At 68.8% G+C, this 24075-nt stretch carries 31 protein-coding genes and 1 pseudogene; 25 read left to right on the plus strand and 7 right to left on the minus strand.

Annotated elements, in window-relative coordinates:
• Positions 1-24: 24 nt before the first annotated feature.
• The 3 genes and pseudogenes from NOSIN_RS01115 to NOSIN_RS01125 form a co-directional block, all read left to right on the plus strand.
• Positions 25-894: pseudogene (locus NOSIN_RS01115) on the plus strand (DNA-processing protein DprA); the annotation flags it as partial.
• Between the two features lie 111 nt (positions 895-1005).
• Positions 1006-1923, plus strand: coding sequence for a helix-turn-helix domain-containing protein (locus NOSIN_RS01120; protein WP_330359706.1), 918 nt, complete (start codon positions 1006-1008; stop codon positions 1921-1923).
• A gap of 295 nt (positions 1924-2218) precedes the next feature.
• A complete protein-coding gene (locus NOSIN_RS01125; RefSeq protein ID WP_143832827.1) occupies positions 2219-2722 on the plus strand; it encodes a TRADD-N-associated membrane domain-containing protein in 504 nt (167 codons plus the stop codon).
• Between the two features lie 6 nt (positions 2723-2728).
• Here NOSIN_RS01125 and NOSIN_RS01130 read toward each other — a convergent pair whose 3' ends face one another.
• Positions 2729-3433, minus strand: a complete 705-nt coding sequence (locus tag NOSIN_RS01130) for a hypothetical protein (protein WP_077688947.1) — start codon at positions 3431-3433, stop codon at positions 2729-2731.
• Positions 3434-3547: 114 nt separating this feature from the next.
• Here NOSIN_RS01130 and NOSIN_RS01135 point away from each other — a divergent pair, with 114 nt between their 5' ends.
• The 5 genes from NOSIN_RS01135 to NOSIN_RS01155 all read left to right on the plus strand — a co-directional run bounded on the left by NOSIN_RS01135 (position 3548) and on the right by NOSIN_RS01155 (position 6381).
• On the plus strand, positions 3548-4759 hold the full coding sequence (locus NOSIN_RS01135) for a helix-turn-helix domain-containing protein (RefSeq protein WP_077688948.1): 1212 nt from the start codon (positions 3548-3550) through the stop codon (positions 4757-4759).
• A 237-nt stretch (positions 4760-4996) separates the two neighbouring features.
• Positions 4997-5248, plus strand: coding sequence for a hypothetical protein (locus NOSIN_RS01140; RefSeq protein WP_077688949.1), 252 nt, complete (start codon positions 4997-4999; stop codon positions 5246-5248).
• A gap of 2 nt (positions 5249-5250) precedes the next feature.
• Complete coding sequence (locus NOSIN_RS01145) at positions 5251-5574, plus strand: hypothetical protein (protein ID WP_206057627.1); 324 nt, start codon at positions 5251-5253, stop codon at positions 5572-5574.
• Positions 5575-5791: 217 nt separating this feature from the next.
• On the plus strand, positions 5792-6097 hold the full coding sequence (locus NOSIN_RS01150) for a hypothetical protein (protein WP_077688950.1): 306 nt from the start codon (positions 5792-5794) through the stop codon (positions 6095-6097).
• Positions 6094-6381 carry a hypothetical protein gene (locus NOSIN_RS01155; RefSeq protein WP_077688951.1) on the plus strand — a complete coding sequence of 96 codons (288 nt, stop codon included), beginning with the start codon at positions 6094-6096 and terminating at the stop codon, positions 6379-6381. Before NOSIN_RS01150 ends, NOSIN_RS01155 begins: the two co-directional genes overlap by 4 nt.
• A gap of 61 nt (positions 6382-6442) precedes the next feature.
• Here NOSIN_RS01155 and NOSIN_RS01160 read toward each other — a convergent pair whose 3' ends face one another.
• Positions 6443-6703 (minus strand): hypothetical protein, encoded by a 261-nt coding sequence (locus NOSIN_RS01160; RefSeq protein WP_077688952.1) that lies wholly within the window; start codon positions 6701-6703, stop codon positions 6443-6445.
• A gap of 402 nt (positions 6704-7105) precedes the next feature.
• On the opposite strand from NOSIN_RS01160, the gene NOSIN_RS01165 reads away from it, so the two are divergent.
• The 3 genes from NOSIN_RS01165 to NOSIN_RS01175 all read left to right on the plus strand — a co-directional run bounded on the left by NOSIN_RS01165 (position 7106) and on the right by NOSIN_RS01175 (position 10379).
• A complete protein-coding gene (locus tag NOSIN_RS01165; protein ID WP_170293685.1) occupies positions 7106-7327 on the plus strand; it encodes a helix-turn-helix domain-containing protein in 222 nt (73 codons plus the stop codon).
• A 253-nt stretch (positions 7328-7580) separates the two neighbouring features.
• Complete coding sequence (locus NOSIN_RS01170) at positions 7581-9797, plus strand: AAA family ATPase (protein WP_170293686.1); 2217 nt, start codon at positions 7581-7583, stop codon at positions 9795-9797.
• A 285-nt stretch (positions 9798-10082) separates the two neighbouring features.
• Entirely contained in the window at positions 10083-10379 is a 297-nt protein-coding gene (locus tag NOSIN_RS01175) for a helix-turn-helix domain-containing protein (RefSeq protein ID WP_077688955.1), read from the plus strand.
• A gap of 178 nt (positions 10380-10557) precedes the next feature.
• Here the strand turns inward: NOSIN_RS01175 and NOSIN_RS01180 are convergent, their stop codons facing one another.
• Both NOSIN_RS01180 and NOSIN_RS01185 read right to left on the minus strand, forming a co-directional pair.
• Complete coding sequence (locus NOSIN_RS01180; RefSeq protein ID WP_170293687.1) at positions 10558-11100, minus strand: DUF4352 domain-containing protein; 543 nt, start codon at positions 11098-11100, stop codon at positions 10558-10560.
• 157 nt (positions 11101-11257) lie between these two features.
• Positions 11258-11902, minus strand: coding sequence for a hypothetical protein (locus tag NOSIN_RS01185; protein ID WP_143832828.1), 645 nt, complete (start codon positions 11900-11902; stop codon positions 11258-11260).
• Between the two features lie 50 nt (positions 11903-11952).
• Here NOSIN_RS01185 and NOSIN_RS01190 point away from each other — a divergent pair, with 50 nt between their 5' ends.
• Entirely contained in the window at positions 11953-12654 is a 702-nt protein-coding gene (locus NOSIN_RS01190; protein WP_077688958.1) for a hypothetical protein, read from the plus strand.
• 742 nt (positions 12655-13396) lie between these two features.
• On the opposite strand, the gene NOSIN_RS01195 is transcribed toward NOSIN_RS01190, so the two are convergent.
• Positions 13397-13813, minus strand: coding sequence for a hypothetical protein (locus NOSIN_RS01195; RefSeq protein WP_077688959.1), 417 nt, complete (start codon positions 13811-13813; stop codon positions 13397-13399).
• A 183-nt stretch (positions 13814-13996) separates the two neighbouring features.
• Complete coding sequence (locus NOSIN_RS01200) at positions 13997-14617, minus strand: hypothetical protein (RefSeq protein ID WP_077688960.1); 621 nt, start codon at positions 14615-14617, stop codon at positions 13997-13999.
• Positions 14618-15097: 480 nt separating this feature from the next.
• Here NOSIN_RS01200 and NOSIN_RS01205 point away from each other — a divergent pair, with 480 nt between their 5' ends.
• The 13 genes from NOSIN_RS01205 (at position 15098) to NOSIN_RS01260 (ending at position 23221) form a co-directional block, all read left to right on the plus strand.
• Entirely contained in the window at positions 15098-15688 is a 591-nt protein-coding gene (locus tag NOSIN_RS01205; RefSeq protein WP_143832829.1) for a hypothetical protein, read from the plus strand.
• A 288-nt stretch (positions 15689-15976) separates the two neighbouring features.
• Complete coding sequence (locus tag NOSIN_RS01210) at positions 15977-16192, plus strand: helix-turn-helix domain-containing protein (RefSeq protein WP_193371921.1); 216 nt, start codon at positions 15977-15979, stop codon at positions 16190-16192.
• Positions 16179-16487 (plus strand): hypothetical protein, encoded by a 309-nt coding sequence (locus NOSIN_RS01215; RefSeq protein WP_077688963.1) that lies wholly within the window; start codon positions 16179-16181, stop codon positions 16485-16487. Before NOSIN_RS01210 ends, NOSIN_RS01215 begins: the two co-directional genes overlap by 14 nt.
• Positions 16484-16750 (plus strand): hypothetical protein, encoded by a 267-nt coding sequence (locus NOSIN_RS01220; protein ID WP_077688964.1) that lies wholly within the window; start codon positions 16484-16486, stop codon positions 16748-16750. Before NOSIN_RS01215 ends, NOSIN_RS01220 begins: the two co-directional genes overlap by 4 nt.
• On the plus strand, positions 16750-16950 hold the full coding sequence (locus NOSIN_RS01225) for a helix-turn-helix domain-containing protein (protein WP_077688965.1): 201 nt from the start codon (positions 16750-16752) through the stop codon (positions 16948-16950). Before NOSIN_RS01220 ends, NOSIN_RS01225 begins: the two co-directional genes overlap by 1 nt.
• 85 nt (positions 16951-17035) lie before the next feature.
• On the plus strand, positions 17036-17455 hold the full coding sequence (locus tag NOSIN_RS01230) for a hypothetical protein (RefSeq protein WP_077688966.1): 420 nt from the start codon (positions 17036-17038) through the stop codon (positions 17453-17455).
• Positions 17456-17528: 73 nt separating this feature from the next.
• On the plus strand, positions 17529-18269 hold the full coding sequence (locus NOSIN_RS01235) for a hypothetical protein (RefSeq protein WP_143832830.1): 741 nt from the start codon (positions 17529-17531) through the stop codon (positions 18267-18269).
• 218 nt (positions 18270-18487) lie between these two features.
• Positions 18488-18646 carry a hypothetical protein gene (locus NOSIN_RS27075; protein ID WP_170293688.1) on the plus strand — a complete coding sequence of 53 codons (159 nt, stop codon included), beginning with the start codon at positions 18488-18490 and terminating at the stop codon, positions 18644-18646.
• Positions 18643-18897: a hypothetical protein gene (locus NOSIN_RS01240; RefSeq protein ID WP_077688968.1), complete on the plus strand. Its 255-nt coding sequence runs from the start codon at positions 18643-18645 to the stop codon at positions 18895-18897. The genes NOSIN_RS27075 and NOSIN_RS01240 overlap by 4 nt, the downstream gene beginning before the upstream one ends.
• 146 nt (positions 18898-19043) lie before the next feature.
• Positions 19044-19541, plus strand: a complete 498-nt coding sequence (locus NOSIN_RS01245) for a hypothetical protein (protein WP_077688969.1) — start codon at positions 19044-19046, stop codon at positions 19539-19541.
• Between the two features lie 65 nt (positions 19542-19606).
• On the plus strand, positions 19607-21922 hold the full coding sequence (locus NOSIN_RS01250; RefSeq protein WP_077688970.1) for a recombinase family protein: 2316 nt from the start codon (positions 19607-19609) through the stop codon (positions 21920-21922).
• A 69-nt stretch (positions 21923-21991) separates the two neighbouring features.
• The gene (locus tag NOSIN_RS01255) at positions 21992-22348 is read left to right on the plus strand and encodes a RidA family protein (RefSeq protein ID WP_077688971.1); all 357 of its coding nucleotides are present in this window, start codon (positions 21992-21994) and stop codon (positions 22346-22348) included.
• Between the two features lie 3 nt (positions 22349-22351).
• Positions 22352-23221, plus strand: coding sequence for a tyrosine recombinase XerC (locus NOSIN_RS01260; protein ID WP_077688972.1), 870 nt, complete (start codon positions 22352-22354; stop codon positions 23219-23221).
• 209 nt (positions 23222-23430) lie between these two features.
• Here the strand turns inward: NOSIN_RS01260 and NOSIN_RS01265 are convergent, their stop codons facing one another.
• Positions 23431-23913 carry a murein hydrolase activator EnvC family protein gene (locus NOSIN_RS01265; RefSeq protein ID WP_077688973.1) on the minus strand — a complete coding sequence of 161 codons (483 nt, stop codon included), beginning with the start codon at positions 23911-23913 and terminating at the stop codon, positions 23431-23433.
• Positions 23914-24075: the final 162 nt, after the last annotated feature.

Here is a 24075-nt window from a genome sequence, read left to right on the forward strand (position 1 = left end):
GACGGGGAAGAGGGGAGCGGTGCGGTGGCGCGGGACACGGAGGGCGAGGCCGACGCGCGGGCGCGGGCCTGCCTGACGGCGGTGGCCCCGCCGGGGGACCTGTGGCTGGGGGCGGTGCTCGCCGAGCACGGGGCCGCACGGGTGTGGGCGGAGCTGGTGGCGGGCGCGCCCCCGCCGGCGGTGCCCCGCGCCGGGGACGAGGAACCCGGGCCGGAGGTACTGGACCGGCTGCACCGGCGGTGGCGGAGGTGGAGCGCCACGGCGGCCGGGGTGGACCCCGACGGGCTGCTCGGCGACTCGGCGGCGGCCGGGATCCGGTTCGTGGCCCCCGAGGATCCCGAGTGGCCGGGGCGGCTCGACGAGCTGGACCTGCCCGGAGGCCGCCGCTCGCACGGACTGTGGGTCCGTGGCGGCGGGGACCTGCGCGACCTGTGCCTGCGCTCGGTGGCCGTGGTGGGGGCGCGCTCGGCCACCGCCTACGGCGAGCACGTGGCCGCGGAGATGGCCTACGAGCTGTCCGAGCGCGCGGTCGTGGTGGTCTCCGGCGGCGCGTACGGGATCGACGGGGCCGCGCACCGGGCCGCCCACGCCGTGGGAAGCACGGTGGTGGTGCTGGCCTGCGGGCTGGACGTGGACTACCCGCGCGGACACGCGGGGCTGTTCGCCGACGTCGTCCGCACCGGCGCGCTGGTGAGCGAGCGGCCGGTGGGCTCCACCCCGCGCGCGCCGGACTTCCTCGTACGCAACCGGCTGATCGCGGCGCTCACCCCGGGGACGGTGGTCGTGGAGGCGGGGCGGCGCAGCGGAGCGCTCAACACCGCGTCGCACGCAGCGGAGCTCAACCGGGTGCTGATGGCGGTCCCCACGCCTGTTTCCGGGGCATCCGCTCTGGGTCCGGCTGGAGTCGTGCCGTTCGTCCTGAACGTCGTGTAGCAGCCTCATAACGGCGGGGAGGTTGGGGATAATCGGTTCCACACGAGCGACGCCCCCAGACGCCATGGACGGATGACTGTGACTGAACCTCCCCGCCCCGGACGCCCTCTGCACCCAGTCCCGCACAGCAACAGTCCGCTGGGACGCTTCGCGCTTGAACTGCGCCAGCTGCGGGAGGATGCGGGGCCCCTTAGCTTCCGTGAGATGTCCCAACGGACGCGGGAACTGGGCACGCCGGTGGCAGCCACCTCGCTGCGCAATGCCCTCTCGGGAGAGCGAGTCCCCAGCCTCGAAGTTGTCATGGCTTTTGTTCGTGTGTGCCTGTCGCTGGGCCCCAACGATGAGCACGAAGCTCTTGAGACTTGGAAGGAACGCTGGGAACGCGTAACTGCTGAGGGCGTCAGCAACCAGTCTGTGGTTGTCACCGGGGGCGGCAACGTCCACGTCAATAACTTCTTCCGAGATGGGGAGACTGCTGCCGGAGGGGACAGAGAGCCTCAGACGCCTGAGACTCTGGCCTCGAAGCGGGAGAACATCTACCTCAGTGTCCTCCAGCAGAAGGCCCGGCACTCCGAGGTGAACCAGTGGCTCAGTGTCGTGTTCATTGTGGTCGGTGTCGGCATCGTCGTGGCTGGACCTGTCGTGGCGCTGGTGAGAGCCGATGCCATGCCCCTGCTTGTGAGCTTGTTCGGTGTCCCGTTCGCAGCGCTTGGAGCATGGCTGAGGTGGCATGTACGCCGGACCGACGCCGCTCTTGACTCCCGAATCGATCGCATTGAGCAGAAGATCGAGGAGGACGACACCTTCGACAAGGTGCTCAAGGTCGCCAACACTATTGACGATCCTCAGCAGCGCGACGAGGCCCGCAGGGACGCCGTGAGGTGGCTAACGACCCTGAAGCCGGTCGACCCTTCGGTCTCTACTCAGGCTTTGCCGGAGGGCGAGGCCGACCCCAGGGGCGCAATCGATCAGGGTGACTCGAAGTCCTGACGCCCTTCGCTAAGCGTGGGGCTGAGTTTGGCTCACCCGTGCCGCTACCGGGCTACCCTGAAGCTCACCGATACAGCTCCAGCGGCAGCAGGGGACCCCCATGGCGGTAACGACAGGCGCACCCGACGGAGAGCCCGAAGAGGGACGTTCGACTGAGTCGACCGATTTCACCATCAACAGGCCGGGTCTTGAAAACTTTCAAAGGTATCTAGAGTCCGTGCTGGGCAGGCCGCAGGTGCACAACGTTGTCCACGGTGACGTGGTTGTTGGGACAGGTGTCCAGTCTCGGAAGGTCTTGCAGGAGCAAGCCGACAACAGCTTGGCCAAGCAACGCCAGAAGTTCTACCTCGACTTCCTGAAGCAGTCGCTCAAGCAGGCCGAGGTCACCTTCTGGCTCAGCATCGCGTTTATGGCCGCTGGCGCGATCGTCATCTTGGTGGGGGCCGCGCTCGCCCTGGTGTACGCCCAAAGCGCGGACCTGAGTTACGTGCCCCTGGTCACCGCCCTCACCGGTGCCTTGATCACCGTTGGAGGCGGGGCGCTCGCCCTTCACGCGCGCCGGGCTAAGACGCACGTGACGGAGCAGGCCGAGCGCATCGGCGACAAGGCCGACAAGGACGACGGACTGCGGACCACCCTCAGGCTGATCGACCAGGTCAGTGACAAGGACCTGCGCGACCGTATCCGCACGGCAGTGGCGTTGCAGGCCCTGGGCGTAACAGCCGATCCTGAGACGATCGCCAGTAGCCTCCTGGCCGACCCCAAGGGCGAGATCGAGCCGGGCGGCCCCAAGCCCTGACGAACGTTAGTCCGAGCCGTCGAGTTTCTTCGCGACCTTTTCAATGGCCTTGCGGACGTAGTGCAGGTTGCCCTCAGGCGCGTCTCGGGTCTCTCGGATGTCGGTGAGGTTGATCTTGTAGGGCTGCTGGGGGAGCGGTCCGAACGGCCCATCAGCGTCGATCGTGATCGTGTGGATTTTCGGCTCGTCCTCCTGGACGACCTCATGCCCGACCCCTAGGGACCAGACGAGCTTGCGACCGGGCCCGAGCGCTGTGATGCCCTCGCTGAGCCGCTTCTGGCCACTCGTCGCGCCGTGGAGTTTCCCTTGAGGTAGAGGCGGTTCAATCGTGACCCGGACGTTGTGGGCGAACGTCGGGCCTGAATTACCCAGTACCAGGTTGAGGATCGTTCCTTGGGCCTCGTCCGGTACTACGTCCACCCAGACATAAGGCTGGACAGCGTCCTGTGCTGCCTTGCGCTGAAGCTCGGTCTGAGCAGCTGCGGTTTCGGCTGCCTCACGCTGAAGCTCGGTTTGGGCGATCGCAGCCTTAACCGCCTTCTCCTGAAGCCTGGTCTGCGCTTCTGCAGCCTTGACCGCGTCCTTTTGATGCTTGGTCTGCTTCTTCGCGGCGTTGGCGGCCCGTCCGGTGAAAAAGAGCGCTACGAGGGCGATGGCGGCAGCGGCGACGGCGCCCACAGCGGCGACGGCCGCCCAAGTTTCGGAGTCCATGTTCTGAGCATCCCAGCGGTTCTATCGCTGTGTGCTCAGTTTCGCGCAGCTGTTACCGCATGGGTGTATCCGAACTCGATGCCCGGGGCTGGACGCGGTCAATAGCATGTCGGCATGGAGCACCTCGGGGTACGACTCGCCCAACTGCGCCGCGTTGCCGACCTCACCCAGGAAGGGCTGGCCGAGCGGTCGGGCGTGTCCGTCGACGTCGTTCGCAAGCTGGAGCAGCAGCGCAAGCACAGCGCCCGGCTGCCCACCCTGCACGCCCTGGCCACCGGCTTGGGCGTGGAGCTGACCACCCTGCTCGGCGACCCGCCCGCCGTGCCCTCCAACGGTGACGCCGAACCCCCGCAACTGGTCGCCCTGCGCCGGGCCATCATGCCCCCGCTCTTCGCGCCACCGCCCCCGCGCGACGCGGCCGAGTCGCTGTCGCTGCCGCTGCTGCGCGCCGAGGTCTCCGACGGCTGGTCGCTGTACCACGGGGCCCAGTTCGGGCGGCTGCTGGACGTGCTGCCCGACATCATCGCCGACGCCCGGCTTGCTGCCGCCGTGGGGTCCGGCTACAGCCGGGCCGAGGGTGAGCACGCGCTCGGCAAGGCGCTCCAGCTCGCCGGGCACCTGGCCATCCGGCTGGGCAAGACAGACCTGGCGCTGGCCAGCCTGGAGCGCGCCGCGAACGCGGCCGACAACTCGGGTGACCCGCTGCTGGCCCCGATGGTGTTCGGGTCGGTGGCGTGGGCCTACCAGCGCCAGAACAGGTTGGACGATGCCGGGAACCTGGTCATCCACGCGGCTGACGGCGTGGACCGCGAGGTCGGCACCGACACCGCTGCCAGCCTGCGTGTGTGGGGCGGTCTGGTGATGAGCGGCGCCACCAGCGCCGCACGGTCGGGCGACTACGAGCAGGCCAAGGACATGATGGTGACGGCCGAGGAGCAGGCGCGCCGTCTGTCGAAGCTGCCCCAGCCCAGGGACGGCCGGTCGGTGTCGATCTTCAGCCGCAGCTCGGTCCGCATCGAGCGGGTGCGGCTGGCCGTGCAGCACAAGCGCCCGGACGAGGCCCTGGAGCTGGCGAAGGGGATGCGGCTGAGCGCTGACACCCCGCCCAGCTGGCGGACATGGCTGCTGCTGGACGTCGCGCGAGCGTACACCGACGTTGGCGACGCCCACGGGGCGGTGGCCACGTTGCAGCGGCTGCGCCGGGCGTCCCCCGACTGGATGCGCCACCACACGTTGGCGGTTGCGATCATCCAGGACCTGTACGCCGGGCCCGTGCAGCCGCCGGGGCTGTGCCAGCTCGCCGAGTTCGTGGGCGTGACCCCTTAAGCGCGCAAAACTAGGACGCTTTATCCCTGTCACGTTGCGTGACTCCTCGGCATCGTTGGGCCCATGGACGCCCAGTCGCGAGACCAGCAGCCCCCCCGCCGTCACCCTCGCCGACCTGGCGCGACTGACCCGGCCGCGCAGACGCCCCGCTCCGGTTGTGTGGCCGACCCAGCGGCCCCCGCTCCCTCGGCGGAGCCGGGGCGCGGACCAGCGTCGAGAGCAACGAGGAGAGACCCCATGACGGCCGAAGGCCGCAGCCCCGACGACCACGCGGACGAGTTGTTCGATCGGCTGTCCGAAGCCCTGCGCGAGCACCACGACACCCGCGCCACTAAGGCCACGCTGCGGGCGGCGCTGGCCCGTGCTGACGAGGCGTTCGACCAGCTGCACCTGTGGCTCACCGCTGGCAACCCCCTGCCCGAGCCCTGGCGCAAGGCGCAGCGGGTTCTGACCGAGCGCCGGGCCCGCCCTGCCGAGTCTGAGGTGTGATCATGTTGGACGTGAAGAACGAGACATTGGCCAAGGTGTGCGCCTGCGGGGCGTACTCGTACCTGATCCCGCAGCAGCCGGGTCCCGGTGGGGAGTCGATCTGGCGCCGGGTCACCACCGGGTGCCTGTCGACCACGCGGGCAACGTACGCGCAGGGCCACGACGCCAAGCTCAAGGGCTTTTTGATCGAGGCAGGGGCGGGCGGCCACCAGGTTCTGTGGACGGGCGACGACACCGTCATCGGCAAGACGGCCGAGCGGTGGGCGGCTGACCTGGGCTGGGCCGACGCGGTCCGGGAGGGGATCGAGCGCAAGCGCGCGCACTGATCGAGAGACGGGCCTCGGAAGCTCTCGGATGGGCTTCCGGGGCTCTTTCGTGTGCGGGGCGGGGCTCGGGCCCGGTGGGGCTGCTCGTGCGCTCCGAGACCCCACCGAACGGCGCGGAGGGACCACCGAGGCATGCCCCATGCGCCCCTGGGTGGTGTAGCTTCACGAACGCACTGCACCCCCGAGCAGTAGCCGAGCCGAGCCCAAAGGACGCCCCGTGATAGCGACTGTCAACTACTTCAGTAACCGCCAAAGGGCACTTCAGGTCTATGAGGCTGCCAATGCCGAGTTGCTGAGGGACCTGCTGATCCAGTGCCTTGAACTCGACGGCTACGACACGAGGATCATCAACAGGGCGTTCTCCAACATGGGATCGACCGGGACGGTCTTCGACCTGGGCAAGGAACGCGGCACCCGCAACAAGAAGCGCAGGATCACGGCGAGTGTGCAGGTTGTCGAGGGGGCACTGACGCACTTGGTCAGCGCTACTTACTCCGTCGATGTGGCTGGAGGTAAGGCGTGATCGCAGTCGTTCGCCACCACGATGACGAGCAGGGAATCAAGGTCTACGAGGCCCAGGACGCAGAGGAGCTGACGAACCTGCTGATCCGGTACGTCGCGTCCGGCAAGGACGAGGAGAAGACCATCAGGGGCGAGATGCCAGGCGCCAATGACTTCTTCTCGACCAAGTTCATCGGGTTGTGGGAGAAGAGCGTCACGGTCAGCTTGGGCTTCGTGACGCGCATCGTCAGTTTCACTCACGGCGTCGACGCCCGCGTTGAGGACCTTCACGAGCAAGCCGAGTAGGCTGCGCCCGGCTACGCCCCGGGCGTGGGTCGGGGCGCGTGGTCATCCAGAGGGGCCGGGGTTAGGCACCGATGCGCTGGTCGGTGAGGATGCCGAAGACGTAGGCGGACCCCTGGACGAGGTCCCGAATCTGCCCGGGGCCGCTCAACGGCATGAGCGCGTGCGCCTTGGCGAAGTCGTTGCGCGGGATGACGCGGTTGGTGTTGGCGAGGTGGACCTGCCCGCTCTGTACGGCGTAGCTGAACGGGACACCGGTCTTGGTGTGGAACACCTGGCCCGAGTGCGCCTCGATGCTGCGCCAGACGCTTTCAAAGGTTGCCATGGGTCCCGCCCTCTGCCGCTGTTGTCTCCACTCATGCGGATGATGCCACCCCCTGCTGACACGGGGGAGCCGGTGTGGCCGACCTGTGATGCGCTGCCGGGAGCGATCACGAGCGAATCACGAGGCTGCGTCGGCCTGAACACGCCTTGTTGTCACTTCTCGTCGCGCCGGCCCAGACGACGAGTAACGAGCCCCGTAAGAGCCCGGCGTGTCGTTGCCGTACTGGGGGTACCGGGGGAGGGCGGTAACAGGGGCACCCCCACGGCTTGTGCCGCCCCAGCTCGGGTGCTGGAGTGGGATCACCACCAAGCACTGAACTCGTAGATCTTGGCTACCCGAAAGGGCGAGTGGGGGTCGGGACGAGGTCGGAGCCGTACCGACCTTCGTCTCGGGAGACCACCCGTGTACACGCTGAGATTCAACCACCGCGCCCTGCAGCGTATCCGCGAGCAGCGGGGCTTGTCCCGGAACCGACTGGCAACTGTCAGCGGTAAGGACCGTGCCACCCTGTGGCGCTGGGAGACCGGTCGGCAGCAGCCCGACCTGCGCACCATCGGCCAGCTGGCCAACGCCCTCGGCTGTCACCCCACCGCCCTCATCGAGTGGGCGGAGGACGACCAGTGAGCGCCCTCGCCGACGCTGTGCCGAACGAAGAGGGCACCGCCGACGTTCAGTGGACCACCGCACCCATGAGCGACGCCGCGTACAGGCGGCTGCTGGCCATCCTGTTCGGAGCGCGCCCCGCCGACGCCGACCAGCGGTCGGGGGGTGAACAGCGATGACGGCCCCGGACACGCAGCAGCCCCCCGCTGACCAGACGGGGGGCCACCAGAGCCCGGCACAACCCCAAAACTCTGACCCCATCGAAGCAGGTCCGGTGACCAGCGAACAAGTCGACCCCAGCGCGGCTTTGCGGCTGCTGGACTGGCTGTGGGGCGAGCGGCCGGGGCTGGTCTGCCTGGCAACCGACCACCGCCTCCGCGACATCAAGTCGGGGCGCAAGCCGTCCGACTTTCGTAACGCGGCCTGGTACTCGTGGCCGCAGGACCGCGACAAGATCCCGGCGTACGCCGAGATGGTCATGGGCAGCCGCGAGGTGTGGTTTACGCCTGCGCTCCTCAACTCGGAGCACCGTAAGGCGAACAACGCCACCGACAACGGCCGTGTGTGCCAGGTTGACGCCGACCACACCGACGAATGGACCGACGAGGAGAGGGCCACCCGCTTGGCGCTGCTCGACAAGCTGAACGCGGCTGTTGTCAGGTCCGGCACGAGCGGCAACTTCCACGCGTACGTGAAGCTGAACCGGGACGTCCCGCGCGAGGTCATCGACCGCTTGAACGCCCAGCTCACCGCTGCTCTTGCTGGTGACTCCACGAAGGAGAACGCCAGCTCGGTCCTGCGGCTGCCGGGCACGTTCAACCACAAGACCGACCCTGCCAACCCCGTCGTGTTGGAGTACATCGACCCCGAGTTCGAGGGCTGGGACCCCGACGAGCTGAACGCTATGCTGCCCGAGCCTGCCCCCAAGGGCGGGGCCGTCACGGGCAGTGGCTCCAGCCCCGCCCAGTACGAGGGCAGCATCGAACAGCGGCTGCGCGCGGCAGTGGACGAGCTGCTGCCGATGAAGCCGGGTGAGGGCATCGGGCGCGACAACCAGATGACCAGGGTGGCCGGGTACGCCGCTCAGGTCACCGACTCCGAGGCGATGTTCGAGTGGTTCCTGTGGTGGGTCAACAGCCGCATGGCGTACCCGCTCACAGACGCCGAGGTCGCTAAGAAGGTCGGCATCTGGCGGCGCGAGAAGGCCAAGCGTGACGAGGAATCGACAGAGGCTAAGCTCGGCGCCCAGCTGCTCCGGGGCGACGTCGACCCCGCCGAGGTCGTGCGGTCGTGGGACGGCTACCGCGAGAAGCTGTTCAACGACGTCGCCGGGTGGGTCATCCGGGACGACGCGTTCGACCTGTACTACGGCCACCTGGCTGCGCTCGCTGAACGTGACCCGGAAGCGTTCGACAAGACCCCGTACGCCCGTGCCGAACTGGTCCGACAGATCGCCCGGATTCGGGGCGAGGAGCGCGCCAAGATCCTGGCGGCCGGAGGCAACACCGAGCTTGGGGAGCCGGACGACTGGGACGAGACCGAGACTGTTGAACGCGACTTCACCGGCTCCGGCCTGTTCATCCAGCCCGGGTGGTTGTCACTGGTTATCGGCGACTATGAGTCGGCCAAGACGATGGTGCTGCTGTGGGCGACTGCCGAGCGGCTGCGTCGGGGCGAGACCGTCGTCTTCATCGACGAGGAGTCGCCCAAGGATCAGACCTTCGACAAGCTGTCAGCGTTCCAGCTCACACCCGAGCAGCGCGCCGGGTTTAAGCGGTACGGCCACCGTGGGTGGAACCTCGCTGCTCATCCGGAGATGCTCGACAAGCTGATCGAGAAACACCCGGACGCCACCCTGGTCATCGCGGACTCGGTCTCACGGCTGATGAGCAACTCGGGCTTGGAGGACGATAACGCGGGCGCGATGAGGCTGTGGACCAACATCGAGCAGTTCGTGTCCCGGCACCCGGGCGTGGCCTTCTGCCTTATCGACCACCAGGGCATGGGGGGCGGTCTGCACGCCCGGGGCGCGTCGGTGAAGGTCCAGCAGAGCAGTATCGCCGTCCGACTGTCCATGAAGCGCAAGTTCACCAAGACCGAGGACGGCCAGCTCACGGCCACGGTGCTCAAGCACCGGAACGGCCTCAGCACCGGCCACGAGTTCCAGGTGGACGTGACGACTACCGGGCGCGGGCCGCTCGAAATGCATTGGACCGACCTGGGCACCGACCCCGACAGCGGCAACGCGAAACAGGGCCAACGGGGGGCGGACGACTTGGGGCCGGTTGAGATGGGGATCTTGAAGACTGCCAAGCCCACCTTTGGCGTTGCCGACAAGTGGGTGTCCAAGAACCAGTTGGACAAGGCCGCAGACCGACACCCCAGCACCGTAACGCGCGCGGTGAAGAACCTGGTTGAGGGTGGCTACCTGGCTGAGAAGCCCGGTTGGAAGAGCGGTGACGGGCCCAAGCAGTACCGGCGCGTGAAGTGACCCGAAGGGTGTGCACGAGACCTGCCCCGAAGGGGTGTGCGTGCATAGTGTCGTGCACACCCCCCGCAGAGCGTCAAGTGTCCGAGGGGACGGGACTGTGCAGGTGTGCGCACAGTATGCGCACAGACGGGTGTGCGAGTGTGCGTCTCCCCTCTGGGGAGGGGGAGACGCACACTCTCGGCACACCGCCCCCCGGCGCACACTCCGGTCACGCACGTCCCGCCCCCCAGCGGCCTTTACACGGAGACGGTTGGACTGACTGCCGACCATGAGGAGGAACCAGACATGACAGAACCCGACCCCACCCCGACTCTGCGGTTCGACCGGAAGGCGTTCAAGCGGCTGCGCACCGAGCGCAACCTGAGCCGCGAAGCCCTGGCCCGCCTGATCGACACACGCCCGACCAGCCCCCTGGTCGCGGACTGGGAGGCCGGGTGGTCGGCGCCCCAGTTGCGCAACATTGGGCGCCTGGCCCGGGCGCTGGAGTGCGACCCCGCCGACCTGTTGGAGTGGTCGACCGACGAGGTGACCCCGCGCGAGCGCCGGGAGGCCGCTGCCGAGCGGGACGCGGCCGAGGGCTGAGCCCCCGGTGGCCTTTCTCTGACGTCCGGGGGTGTCTCCGGGCGCCTGGCGTGGGTGGGGGCGGGTGTCGGGCCCACCCGGCCCCGCCAGGTCAAGGGGGAGCGGCCCGTGGCCGGCTGCACTCGTCGTTGTGAAGCAATGACCACTCGTTAGCCGCGGAGCTGGGGGCGCCGGTGGCCTACAGCTCGACTCTGACCACTGCCTCGTCTTCTTCGTCCCCGACGACAAGGTGGGTGATCTCCGCATCGGCCGGAACGCTGTAGGGGTTTGGGACGACCAGCGCGTTGCCCGGGTTCACGTCCTGCCGCGTCCGGATGGCCAGATTGCTGTCGTACTCGTAGACGGCCCCCTCAGCGTCCGCCAGACGGAACCACCGCCGGTCCGCCTCCTGAGGTTCCTGGGAGGTGTTCTCGACCCGCACCGTCACGACCACGTAGGTGCCCGCCGAGGTGATCATGTCGCCGTCGAAGTGCGTGGCGTCCATCTCGACGTCTTCGACAGTGACGTTGAACTGGTTGAACTCGAACGCCTCATCGCGCCCGACCTGTTGCTCTTCCACCTCGGCCTGTGCGGTGGTCGCGGTGTCCTCGGGCATCGGGTACGTGGCCAGCACGAAGATGAGCATGGCCACGGCGCCGAGGATCATGCCCCCGCATCCGCAGCCGAACGCCCATCCGGCCGGGAACTTGGAAGCTGGCGGAGTGGGGGATGGGGCCGTCATGGGGTCCTCCGGGAGGGGGATGGTCTGTGCGGAGACCATTATGTCGGCCCAGTTCGGCGACTGGCTGGGCGCGCACCGTTTGGGTCGGTGACCCAACGGGCTTTACGCGGGAACGGTCGACCTGGCCCCGCCCTCCGACGCCAACGAGCAGTAGCCGCTACTCGCCCTGCTCCAGCTCGTTGGCCGTGAAGGTGATCCGCTGCGGGGTCTTGATCTCCTTGCCGCTGCCGAGCGAGACCACCGCGTAGACCTCAACGTCATCGACCTTCGCCCATGCTCGGTCATCGCGGAGGATGGAGAGCATCTGTTCGTCGACCTCGATGGCCCACATAGCTTGCTCGCCCGGTTCAAGGCGATGAGGCAAGCTTGGACCGTGAAGCGAGTTCATTTCGACATACTTGTGCTTAGGCAGTTTGAGGTGCCATTGCGCGACGGTGACGGGCAGCCGCCCCTTGCTGCGCACGGTCACGAACAGGGCCCGCCTCGTGAATCCGGCTTTGGTTACGCTGGGATCGACGGGCTCGCCTCTCTCCGTCAGCGCGTACGTGGTGCCGTTAGCGTGGATAACGCCGTCGTCCAACTCGACCTTCGCCAGTCCGCCTGAGAACAGCCAGGACAGGACGTTCCAGGTCAGTGACACGGCAGCAGTGACGACCGCGACGACGGCGATCACGAAGGTGGCGATGTCCAAGCCCGTTGGTGGCTGAGACTCCATGGCGGCACCATACAGCGAGAGAACGCCGCTGGTCATCGTTTCAGCGGTTGTGTCGGTGAACCGGTTCCGGCAACGGATGCGCTTCACTTTCCGGCCTTGTGGAGCCGTCCCGGCCCGATCTGCGCCAAGATGTCGGTATGGCGGTTGAACGAGTTAAGAAGAGGCGGGAGACCCACCCACTGGGGCGTCTCAAGCTCTACCGGGACGACATGGAAGCCATCGCGCGCGTGCTAGCTGAGTTTGGCACCTTGTCGTTCCTGGTGAATGAGGAGGTCTCGGGCAACGAGCCCGAGGATTTCGCGAAGATACGCGACGAGCTACCCGAACGGCTCGACCTTGTACAGATGGCGGCCACCAGGGAGGGGTTGCATGTCGTTGTCGAGATTGGGCCGGGTGCCAAAGTTGGGCTCGTCGAACCGGATATCGCCGCCTACGGCGCTCTGACTCGGGTCCAGCAGATTTGCGCCCCCTGTCGAATGGGGAGGTCGTGGTGGTTGCTGCTTGTTCTCGCGGCGGTGTGCTTTGTGTCGGTTGCTGGCGGCATAGTCGCCCTCACCTTGAATGAGAGAATGTTTCAGGAAACAGGTCTCGTCTCCGGTGTTATCGCCTTGATCTTCGGCGGGCTTGGACTCGGCATCTCTGGAGCCGCTGTCAGGGCCAGTAGCGAGAAGGGCGGTTCCGAGGTGAAGGACATCATCCTGAACGTGCCCAGGGCCGAGCGGCCCACGTTCGGGCAGCGGCTCGTGGCCGATGGCGGGGTGTCGTTCTTCTGGGCTGCGGTCGGGCTGATCGGGGGCGGGCTCATCGGCTACCTGGTCAACCAGCTTCCGGGGCTCTAAGTCGACTGCGTTCAGAGCCCCAGTGGGACGGGTAGACCAGTGAGGCAACCCGGGTGAGCTGGAGGTTCACGTGGACTGGCTGACGTTTATTGCTGCGAGTGTGGCTGCGGTGGCCGCGATACTGGCAGCGCGTTGGGAGTGGTTGGATCGCCCTCAACATGTTTGGAGGTATCGCACCCACCACGAAAAAGCTGACCAAACCGGTGCGGTCCGCGTTACCGTGCACGCCGGGGGGACCGGTCTGTTCTTCAATGTTCTAGCGGGCATATACGGCCCGGGTGTTAGGTTTTCCGGTGTTTGGAAGCGTGAGAACGCCATGGCCCGATATTCGGACCCCATCGAACTGTCGGCATTCATCTACCCCCCGGAGAAGGGGGACGCCTGGGTCGAAGTTCGATGGATCACTTTCCGTCCTAGCCTTCACCGTGGCGAAAGGGTCAATCTGTGTACGCGAGAATTCCAGGAGTGGAGGTGGTTTTGGCGTTCTCTCAGGGTGAAGCCTCGGGAGGGGGACCCCTGGTGGAAAGCGTGGCCGCACCGCACTAAGGGAGACTGGGTGTCGGTCCGAAAAAGCCCTAGAGCTGAGATCCCGATTGAGGGGACCGGGCTCGCTTCAATCGGCTACTCGCCGCCCGGGCCCTCGCCTCAGGTCACCGAGAAAGGTGACGGCTAGGTTCCCCCGATCCCTGGCGGCTCACCCGTCCCGACCGTACGCCCCCAGCGGCCGGTTGACCCGGGCCGGTCAGGGGGCCAGGAGCGACCGGAGCGCCTCAAGGTCGTGGGCGCGGTCCCGGGTCAGCTTGCCGCTGGAGTCGTGGCCCAGGTGCCGGGACCCGACCACCACCAGGCGCAGGCCGTGCTGCGGGATCAGCTCGTCGCGCCGGGCGGCGTAGATGACGCGCTGCTCGTCGCGCTCCACACCGCTGACCGTGGCCCGGTTGGCGTAGTGCCGCTCCGGCTGGTCGAAGTGCGGCCCCCGGTACTCCACGACCAGCCGCAGGTCTGGCCAGTAGCCACCGATGGCGGGCAGCTTCTTGCCCTCGCGGCCCGGCGCGGGCGGGTCGCCCCGTAGCCAGTCGAACGTGTACCGGCGTTCGCAGGGCTGGCCGATGACCTCGTCGCACAGGTCCAGTACGTAATCCTTGTCCGTGTCGCTCATGCCCCGATGATGCCACCGGCCGCTCTCCCCTGAGCCGGGAACGGCTCCCGGGCCCAGCGCACGCCCGGGGCGCTCCCGTGTCCAGGAAGACCCCACGGAGGGCTAGAGAGAGGCACCCGCGCGGGGCGCGGTAGCCGCTGGAGCGGGGGTGGGTGTGTGACTTGGGACTCGATTCTGTCGGAATTATCGTTCTTCCGGAAAGATCGCCAGTTCAGCGATCCGCTTCGCCATGTCACGGACTTGGGTGAGGGATTGAAGGGACGCGGCGTCAGCACTGACTGCAGCCTCAACCCAGGGATTCGCCGATTCCAGCTCCGATTTCAGATGGGACAGCTCACGCGCTGCGGCCAGGTCGGCCAGTTCCTTTCCAGCCGCGCGAACGTGCGCCTCGTACTCGGCGATGGTGCGCACCTGGCCTTCGGTCAGCCGCTGTTCCTCTTCCACAGCTGCGAGAAGTTCAGCCGCAACGCCCTGGCTTCGCTTCCCCGGCGCTGGGGAGGACTCGATGCGTTTTCGCCGTTCGGACTGGCTGCGCAGCTGGCGAGCAATGCTCCACTCAACGTCACTTAGGACCACGGCACTGAGGATCTCGTCATCGATGATCTCCTTGCCATGTAGGTCCGAGTGAACAATCGCGTCCACGCCCTGCTGGGTACGCAGCAAGAGGTTGCGTTCGGTCGTAGCTAAGTCGTCCGGGCGCACGTGGTGGTGCTCGTGTTGCTTCATGACCGACGCTATGCGCTGCTCATGCCGGTTGGTGGAATACATCGTAAGGGCCAGCACTGTGGCCAGGGCGGCACCCACGGTGGTCAGTCCACCGACGGGCCCGAAAGCTCCCCAGCAAGCAGCCGCGACGACGACCGCGACCGCAATCACTGCCAATAGGACGCCCCCCAACCTCTCTTGATGCTTCTTCGCTGTCTGGGGATCTAGCGCCCAAGCAAGCTCTTGGGCACTCGACGCAGACAGAGAAGGGTCAAAACTGAACCGTTTGGGGGGATCTATGGACACGAAAGTCTGCTTTCCGGAAAGTCACCTCTTACACCAGACTAATGTTCTCACTTTGAAGCCGACCGCACAGCTCGCGGCACCGTGTGACTGCGTAGGACGTGTGATTCAACCGGCCTCGGGTGCTCCTGTGGCCATCAAGATCCCACCGAGCGCTGGATAGACACACCCGCGCGGCGCGCGGCGGCAGCCAGCCGGACCAGCAGTGCGTCACCCACGGTGACCATGCCTGCTGCGCAATGCGATTGTTCGCGCCAACCGTGGCAGCCTGCCTGCATGAACGACGAGAACACAGCGGCGTGGATGCTGCTGAACTGGATGTGGACCGGCCAGCGCGGGTGGGCGCGGCTGGTGCTGCCCGCGCCGATCGACCTGTGCCCCGTGGCCCGCGACGCCGAGCCGCTTGGTGAGTCCCGCTACTTCCGCTGGCCCGACCAGGCGGCCGAGTTGCTGGCCGAGGGGGCGGCAGACCCCGAAACCCGCTTCGACCCGGAGCTGTGCGTGGCCCCGCCCCCTGACTCCGAGTGGGCCGGGGCGCGCGACCTGTTGCCCGAGGACTTCGACCCGATGGTGTCCGGGTACGACCTGCCCGCCCCCGAAGCCGAGCCCGACCACGTGCCCTCGGTCGTGGTGTGGGTCGAGGCCGACCGGCTCAACGCTGACCAGTGGCGCCTGGTCAAGGAGCTGGACGCCATCGTGACCGCCCCCGAGCGTGGCGAACCCTTCCAGGTGTGGGCGCGCGCTGACCGGTGGGCCCAGGTCGACACCGACGCCCTGGCCACCGACTGGCATGACATCCGCGCCTTGGTCATCGAGGAGCCGCCCCACATGTGGTGGCCCGCCCGGGTGCTGCACGGTTTTTCTTGAACGCCCGCGACCTGGCGTGGGTGCACCCGGCCCAGCACCCCGGGGCGCGCCCTCGTGCGCTCGGAGGGCCGTCCGAGCCTCAGAAAGACATATGCACGCCCGTGTGCCCCCTGCCAGGCCACACCCCGGCGTTCAGGGCTAGCCGCGGCGAGTGAGTGGCCGTAAGCGACGAGTTCGGCCGGCGACGGGGTTGGTGTGGTCAGCGTCACGAGGTAGGGCTACCCGCCCCTAACCTGGCGCGCGTGCGCCGGGGCTGCTGGGGTGGAGATAGATCGGATGATCCCACCTATGAGGAGCTGCACAGTGATCGACGCGAACGAAGTCCGGCGCGCCCGGCGCAGGGCCAAACTGAGCCGCCGCGAGCTAGCCGAGATGGCCGGGGTCCACCCCCTGACGGTGGCAAAGCTGGAGCAGGGCGTCACCGTGCGCCCGCCGTCGTCGCAGCTGGTCCGGCTGGCCCGCGCCCTCAACACCACCGTGGAGACTCTCGATGACGGGCGGTGAGCGTGAGCCGGGCCCCGGCGAGGTCCAGGCGACGTTGGCAGCGGCGCGCGGCATGGGCATCGAGCTGCCGCCGGTGGTATTCGACCCGGCCAGGCAGCGGGCCATCGCCGACCGCGCAGCTGCGGCCGGGCAGACCTTGAACAACCCCGACGCCACGCCCGAGCAGCTACGACAGGCTGCCGAGGACGAGTCCGACCACCTCCGCCTGCTGTGGGTGTTGGGCGACCTGGCGCAGGTCCGCATCGCCATGGAAGACGCCGGAATCCTCAGCGGCCCCGAGGGAGCTGACCGATGAAGAAGCTTAACCGCAAGCACACCGCCACCGCCGCAGCCTGGTGGATCGGGCGCCGCGTAGCGCAGGACATCAAGGGCGAGACCAACCCGGCCGACCGCAAGGCAGCCGAGGCACGCGCCGAAAGCGACCTGGCCTGGGCCCTGCGCCGAGTGGGGACCGGGGCCATGCCCGACAGGCTCATGGCCGAGGCCGCGCACAGGCCCGGAGGCGTCGGCTGCCCGTCGTGCACCCCGAGCCTGACGAAGGAGGGGGCCGCCTCTTGATGAGGGTGCGGGGCGAGGTGATCCGGGCTGTACGGCGCAAGCGGGGGCTCACGCAACAGCAGCTCGCCGACGCCATCGGCGCGAGCCGGAAACAGGTCACCCTCTGGGAGGGCAATAGGTCGAGTCCGAGCGCGGCCCACCTGTTCGCGGTGGCCAAGCGGCTGGACGTCGACCCCCGGGCGCTGGTGGCCGACGACTGAGTGGGCGGGGCGCCCACCTCGCGACTGGTGGGCGCCCCTGGAGTAGCCACCCCGACTCAAGCGAATCACACCGAGGAGAACCGACATGAACAGCAACAACAGCGGCCCGGCCCAGGTCGAGACCGAGCGCAGGGGACAGGCGGTGTACGCGTACCTGCTCCAGGCGCGCGACGGGCACGACTCCAACCAGACCCGAGAGCGGATGGCCAGCCGGGGGCTGGACGGCGAGGTCCTGGACGAGGCTGTCCAGACCGCCCGGCGAGTGGCCGAGCTGGCGAGCGAGGGTGACCGGCGGGGGGCGACCGACCTGGCCGCCCACGCGGCCCAGCACCTGGCCGCCCAGGTCCGGTCCGAGGCCGCCCAGCTCAGCCGCGAGCAGGTGGCCGACCGGGTGCGTGGTGGCCGGACGGGCCGTGCGGCTCGGGCTGCGGCTGCGGCCAGCGCTGCGGCCCCGGTGGTGCCCGCCACCCGGCCGACGCCGCGCCGCACCCTGCCCCGCAAGTGACCGAGTCCGAACACAGACCAGCCCCGGGCCGATGGCGGTCGGCACGGGGCTGTTTTCGACTCTTGGAGTGTCGATGTCCATTCAATCAGGCGCCGACAGTGCGCCCGAGTCCGCGCAGCGCGCCGTCCGGTGGGTGGCACTGGTGGTGCTGTCCGGCCTGACCGTGACCGGGTTCGCCGTCTCGTACACGCGGCTGCACGGGTTCATGGGTCGCTACGGGGAGGAGGGGTGGACCGCCTACGCCAGCGCGGGCATGGTCGACTCACTCGCCCTGTCCGGCCTGCTGGTGGCGCTGGTGTTCCGCGACTGGTGGGCGCGTGCGGCGTTCGTGCTGGCGCTGGGGTTTACCGGGTTCGCGAACGCCTTCGTCGGTTTCCAGTTCGCCAGCTGGTTCGGGCTCGTGGTCGGGCTGGTGCCGATCCTGTCCATGGAGCTGGCCTACCGCATCGCCCTGAGCCTGATGCTGCCGACCAGGGCCGCCGGGGTTGAACCCGACCTGGGCCAGGCCGAGGCCACCCCCGCCCGCGAAGTGGCCCCTGGACCTGAGCCGGACCAGGCCACCGCGCCCGCCCCGGTTCAGCTGGACCGGGTGGCCCCCGAGCCTGACCCCTGCCCGGCCCTGCCGATGGTCCACCCCGGCCCTGGGCCTGACCCGGTGACCCTCAAGACCCAGAGGGTGGCCCGAGTGCGTGAGCTGCTGGACCAGCGGCCGGACCTGACGGCCCAGCAAGTGGCCCATGAGCTGGGGGTCAGCCTGACCAGTGGCAAGCGGTACCTGCGCGAGGTCCGGCGGACGCCCGCCCCCGTGGCCTGACCAAGCCCCGAAGCCCCGATTGCTATTCGATAGCGCTCGGGGCTCTTTTATGCGCTCGGTTATAAGCGCATGTCTGCCGGGTAATTGCGCGTGGGAAATGGTAATAGTTTAATTGGGAATTCCGGCGGGCTAATCCCGCCGTTTTTTGAGCCCAATTAAGGTGCCGGGGTGGCGGACCCTACCCACCCCCCGGCGCGCCAACAGATGGAGCTGTCGGCATGAACAACCGTACTTGCTGGACCCGCCCCCGACGCGCGGCCCGCCCCCGCCCCTTTGTGCGGTTGGCCCCCGCCAGGCCCTCACTGGCCCGGGTGGCCCCCGACATGTCCGAACTGGCCGGAGCCGTGCGGACGTGGCTGGAGGTGTGCGCCCGATGAGCGAGTGGCAGAGCAGCATGAACCTGCTGATCGAGCTGAACCATGCCCTGCGCATCCTCGGTCCCGGGGGCGTCATCGACTCGGGCATCCACGGTGTGGACGCGCCCCTGTTGGTGATCGGGAGCGCCGTGGTGCAGGTGCGGGGGGACGCGTTCGTGGTCGACCACACCGACCAGTTCGGCGACCTTGTGAACCGCTCCACGTACCCCACGGCCGACATGCGCGCCCTGGCTTGCGCTCTCGCCGACTAGACCCCCTTCGACAACAAAGGCGTTATCAGTCCGCGATTCACAGAGTTCCCTTTTGAAATTGTGGGGGTAATTATTGGAATAATTTAATTTTATTAACAGCGCGGAGGGCTCCGCCTCCCGTTTCTCCGCTCGAAAGGAAGCCCGACATGAACGAGACCGCTACCGCTCCTGCCGAGAGCAAGGCCCCGAAGGCCAAGGTCGAGCGCCCCTGCCACTGCGCCCGCTTCACCAACGAGGAGACCGGAGAGGCCACCGGCTGCACCAAGACCACCACGCGCGAGTTCGCCCCCGGCCACGACGCCAAGCTCAAAAGCCTGCTCATCCGGGCCGGAGCCATGGGCGCCGAGGTCCGGCGCGTCGTGGACGGGATGGCGCTGACAGGCGACGCCGTCAAGGCCGCTGAGGGCTACGGCTTCGCCCACATGGTGGCCAGCGGCATCGAGCGCGCCCACGCCAAGGCGCGCGCCAAGGCCGAGCGCGCAGCCGCCCGCGCCGCTGCCAAGGAGAAGAAGGAGAGCACCGGCACCGACACCGTGCGCGCCAAGGTCGGGCGCGCCACCTACGAGGGCCGCCTCGAATCGTCCGAGTTTGTCTATACGGTCAATGGCGCCGAGCGGCGCACCACCAAGCACCAGCTGGTCTGACCATCCCCCGGCCCCCGCCCACCCAGCGGGGGCCGTCCCGTATCGATCGACAGAAGGGAAACCAAGTGAGGGCGGCAGTTCTCGAACGGGTCAGCACTGAGGAGCAGACCCTCGGCTACGGCCTGGATGTTCAAGACGAGGCTTGCAAGGGCTACGTCGGCGCCCGGGGTTGGTCGCTGGTGGACGTCTACGCCGACGAAGGCGTGTCCGGGTCGCTGACCTCGCGCCCCGAATTCGATCGGCTGATGGCAGACGCCGAAGCGGGCCACATCGACACCGTGGTCGTTCACAAGTTCGACCGGGTCGGACGTACAGGGCGTGCGTTCTGGCGCTGGATCTGGCGGCTGGAAGACCTCGACATCGCGATCGTGTCAGTCACGCAGGACATCGACACCACCACCACGCACGGCAAGCTGATGCTCCAGCAGTACGCCGCGTTCTCCGAGCTTGAATACAACCTGATCCGGGAGCGCACACAGGGCGGATTGCAGGCGAAGGCCGCCAGGGGCGGCTGGGTTGGCGGGGCACCTCCTTACGGGTGGCGCATCGAGGGCCAGGGCAAGAGGGGCTCGTACCTGGTTGCCGACGAGCACGAGGCCACTGTCCTGCGCACTGCCCGCGCATACCTGGTGGAGCGTGGCCTGGACGTGGGCGACACCGCCGCGCGGCTCAACGCCATGGGCATGTTGACCAGGTCTGGGCGCCCCTGGTCGGCGGTGAACCTGCGTGCCCGGCTGTTGAGCGACTCGACCACCAAGGCACAGGTTGTGTTCCGCAACCCCGCTCGGGCCAGCGCCGGGCGTGGGGCCAAGATCAACCGCGACGGCACTCCCAAGTACGGCGCGACGGTGGTCATCCCGCTTGACCCGATCTTCACCCCTGCCGAAGTGACTGAGCTGCGCGAGGCGCTGCGCCCGACCAGGCCGGGCACGGGCCCCGAGCGTAGGGCGTACCCGCTGTCAAAGCGGCTGTTCGGGCAGTGCGGGGCGTACTACGTGGGTGGCAAGGGCGGGCGGAAGGACCGACCAAACGGCGTAGGGGTCGGCCCGACCTACCGGTGCAAGGGGCGAGTGGCCCACCACCGGGGCGCGCAGGTGTGCGACGACTCGGCCATTCCGGCGCGCGAGATGGAGGCGCGCGTGTGGGATGAGGTGGTGGCGCTGCTGGGCGATGCCGACCGGTTGCGCGCCATGGCCGCCGAATGGGTGAAGTCGGTCGCCTCTGGGTCGGCCACCGACCACGCCGAGCGCATCGCCGACCTTGACCGCCAGATCGCCGAGCACTCCCGGGCCATCACCCAGACCGTCACCGACTACGCAAAGGCGGGGCTGCCCGCCGTCGCGGTGGAGGCCGCGACGCGCACGCTCACCAGCGAGCTGGAGCAGCTGGAGGCGATGCGCGCCGAGGCCATCGCGTGGCAGGCCGAGACCGAGGCCGCGCGCAGCCGTGCCGACGATCTTGCAGACCTGGCCGACATGGCGCGCGAGCGGCTGGCCGACCTGGGGCCGGACGAGCGCGCCGAGGTGCTGGAGCTGCTGGACGTGCGAGTGACGGTCACGGGGCCGGTGCCGATGCCGCAGATCGGCAAGCCGTGTTCGCTGTCGCAGTGGTTCATCAACAACGACCGGATGGTGCCGCCGGAGCTGTGCGACGAGGCGTGGGCGCTGGTGGCGCCGATCGTGGACGAGTGGGAGGGCGGGCGCCGCACGCACTCGGGCACGATGCTGGACGGGCGGGCGGTGCTGAACGCGGTGTTCCACAAGGCGCGCACCCGGTGCACGTGGCGCGAGATCCCCGACCGGTACGGCAACGGCAACAGCATCCACACCCGGTTCAAGCGCTGGGACGCTGACGGGACGTGGGCCCGGGTCATGGAGGCGCTGCCGAACGTGGGCACGCCGCACCTGGGCATGGTCGGGCTGCCGTCCGTACGGATCGAGGGCCGCGTAGACCCCCGGCTTGTTGCCGACACCGGAGCCGGACACGAAGCGGGTACCCACGAAACAGGCTCGCCCGGTCCGGTCACCTCGGCGATGTCGGCGGGCTGCCACCTGCTGCTCCGTGACTGGCAGGCGGGGTGTGTCACCTGCGCGGACGACGTCCTCGCCCAGGTGGGCGCGCTGGGGGAGGAACCACCGCCCGGAACCGGACCGCTGCGGGTGTCGGCCGAACTCGACCGGGACGGCGTCCGCGTGCTCGAAGCGGTGCCGCGCTCCGGGGCCGGCCCGGCGGTGATCGCGGCGGCCTGCGGGGTCGGCCTGGACAAGACCATGCGCGTCCTGGGGCTGCTGGCCGCCACCGGCCTGGTGGAGCGCTGCCAGTCGGGCTGGCGGCTTCCGCGCTGGGAGGGGAGCCGAGCCGAGGGGGAGAAGCCGAACTGAGGGGAGGGGCCGCGATCTGGTTCGGGGGAAACCGCGATAGGGCGACAACGCTGTGGGTACGGTGTCGCCATGGCAAAAACCTACAGTGACGCCCTGTTGGCGGACGGGCCGCTGCTGTTCGTCTCCGGACAGGTCCCGGAGGGACCCGGGGGCGAGGTCGCCGGGGACGTCGGGGGACAGACCCGCCAGATCTTCCGCAACCTGGAGGCCGTCCTGGCCCGGCACGGCGCGGACCTCGGCCACCTGGTCAAGCTCACCTACTACCTGCGGCACATCTCCGACCTGGACGAGTTCCGCGGCGCCCTGGTCGAGTGCCTTCCCGAGGGACACCGCCCGGCCGCCTCCCTCGTGGAGGTGGGCGGCCTGGTCAACCCCGCCTACTTCGTGGAGATCGACGGGATCGCCTGCCTGTCCCCGGGGGAGTAGAGCGTGTTGAACCGCTTCGCCGCGTACCTGTCGGGCGAGCTGGGGCGCTCGCCCCACACCGTGCGCGGCTATCTGGCCGACCTGCGCTCGCTCCGGGCCCACCTGGAGTCCCGGGGACGGGGCTGGGAGGACCTGGACGTGCCCCTGGTGCGCGCGTGGCTCTCGCATGCCCGCGACACGGGAGCGAGCCGCGCCACGGTGGCCCGTCGCGTGGCGGCAGTGCGCGCCCTCACGCGTTTTCTGTACCGCGAGGGGGTGCTGGCCACGGATCCGGGCCCGCGACTGGCCGGTCCGGCCCAGCAGCGCGCCCTGCCCGCGGTGCTCGACGAGCGCCAGGCCGCCGCCGCGCTCTCACGGGGCCCCGACGAGACCCCGGCCGCCCTGCGCGGCCGTGCGGTGGTGGAGACGCTCTACGCCACCGGTGTGCGCGTCGCCGAGCTGTGCGCCCTGGACCTGGCCGACGTGGACCGCGAGCGCGACACCGTGCGGGTCCTGGGCAAGGGCGCCAAGGAGCGCACGGTCCCCGTGGGCGGACCCGCGCTGGAGGCCATCGACGCCTGGCTGTCCGGAGGCCGCCCGGAGATGGCGGTTCCCGGGAGCGGTACGGCGCTGTTCCTGGGGGCGCGCGGCGGACGCCTGGGAGTCCGCCAGGCCCGTGAGGACGTGCACACCTACCTGCGTGCCGCCGGTGTGGACGGGACACCGCACGGGCTGCGGCACAGTGCCGCCACCCACCTGCTCAACGGCGGGGCCGACCTGCGCAGCGTGCAGGAGTTCCTGGGCCACGCCAGTCCCCGCAGTACGCAGATCTACACGCACGTGTCCGTGCAGCGCCTGCGCGACACCTACCGCCGGGCCCACCCCCGGGCCTGACGCTCCCCGGTGATCCCGGACTCTTTTCGGGTCCTCCTCCGCGCCCCTCCTCTCCCGCGCCCCTCGCGCCCGGAGGGCCTTTCGCCTCCGGGCCCCTGCGCTCGGGGCCTCCCTGTTCCCGGGCTCCTCCCGTATCCGGCTCTCCCCGTTCCACCTCCTCACCCGGCTCCGCCGCACCCACCGCCCCCACCGCCTCCGGGCGGGCCCCCTCAGAGCGGCAGTAGGCGGAACTCCCCGAGGCCGAACAGGCCGAGGGGGTCGAGGTAGTCGGCGCCGCGGAGCAGCCCCCAGTGCAGGCAGGGGCGGTCGCGGCAGTGGAAGGGCGCGGCGGCGAGCGTGCCCAGCGGGTCCCCGGCGGCGACCGGGTCGCCCCGGGCCAGGCCGGACTCCACCGGCAGGTAGGTGGTGCGCAGCCCGCCGTGGCTCACGCTCACCACCGGTGTGCCCGCCACCGTGCCCGAGAAGCGCACACGGCCGGGACCGGCCGCGCGTACCTCCTGGCCGGGCTCCGCGGCCAGGTCCACGCCCAGGTGCCCGGGCAGCCACCGCTGCTCGGGCGGGTCGAAGGGGCGCAGCACCTGGGCGGGGGGATCCACCGGCCAGCGCCAGTCGGCGGCGGTTGGCTCGGGGCGGAGGGGGAACAGCAGAAGCGGAAGGACCAGCAGCAGACGGGCGAGGAGGAGGGGGGCCATACTCCAAGGGTCCGCTGGACGGGGCGGCTCCGCCAGGGAGAGCCGGAGACTGTGGACAACTCCGGAGGCGGCAGTGTACGTCCTGTGTATTCCCGACGGAGGATAGAATCGTTTCCGGCCCTTAGGGACCGACCACAATACGCACGTCCACAAGCCTCCTCA

Origin of the sequence: Nocardiopsis sinuspersici (assembly GCF_001998325.1) — a bacterium.
Lineage (GTDB): Bacteria > Actinomycetota > Actinomycetes > Streptosporangiales > Streptosporangiaceae > Nocardiopsis > Nocardiopsis sinuspersici.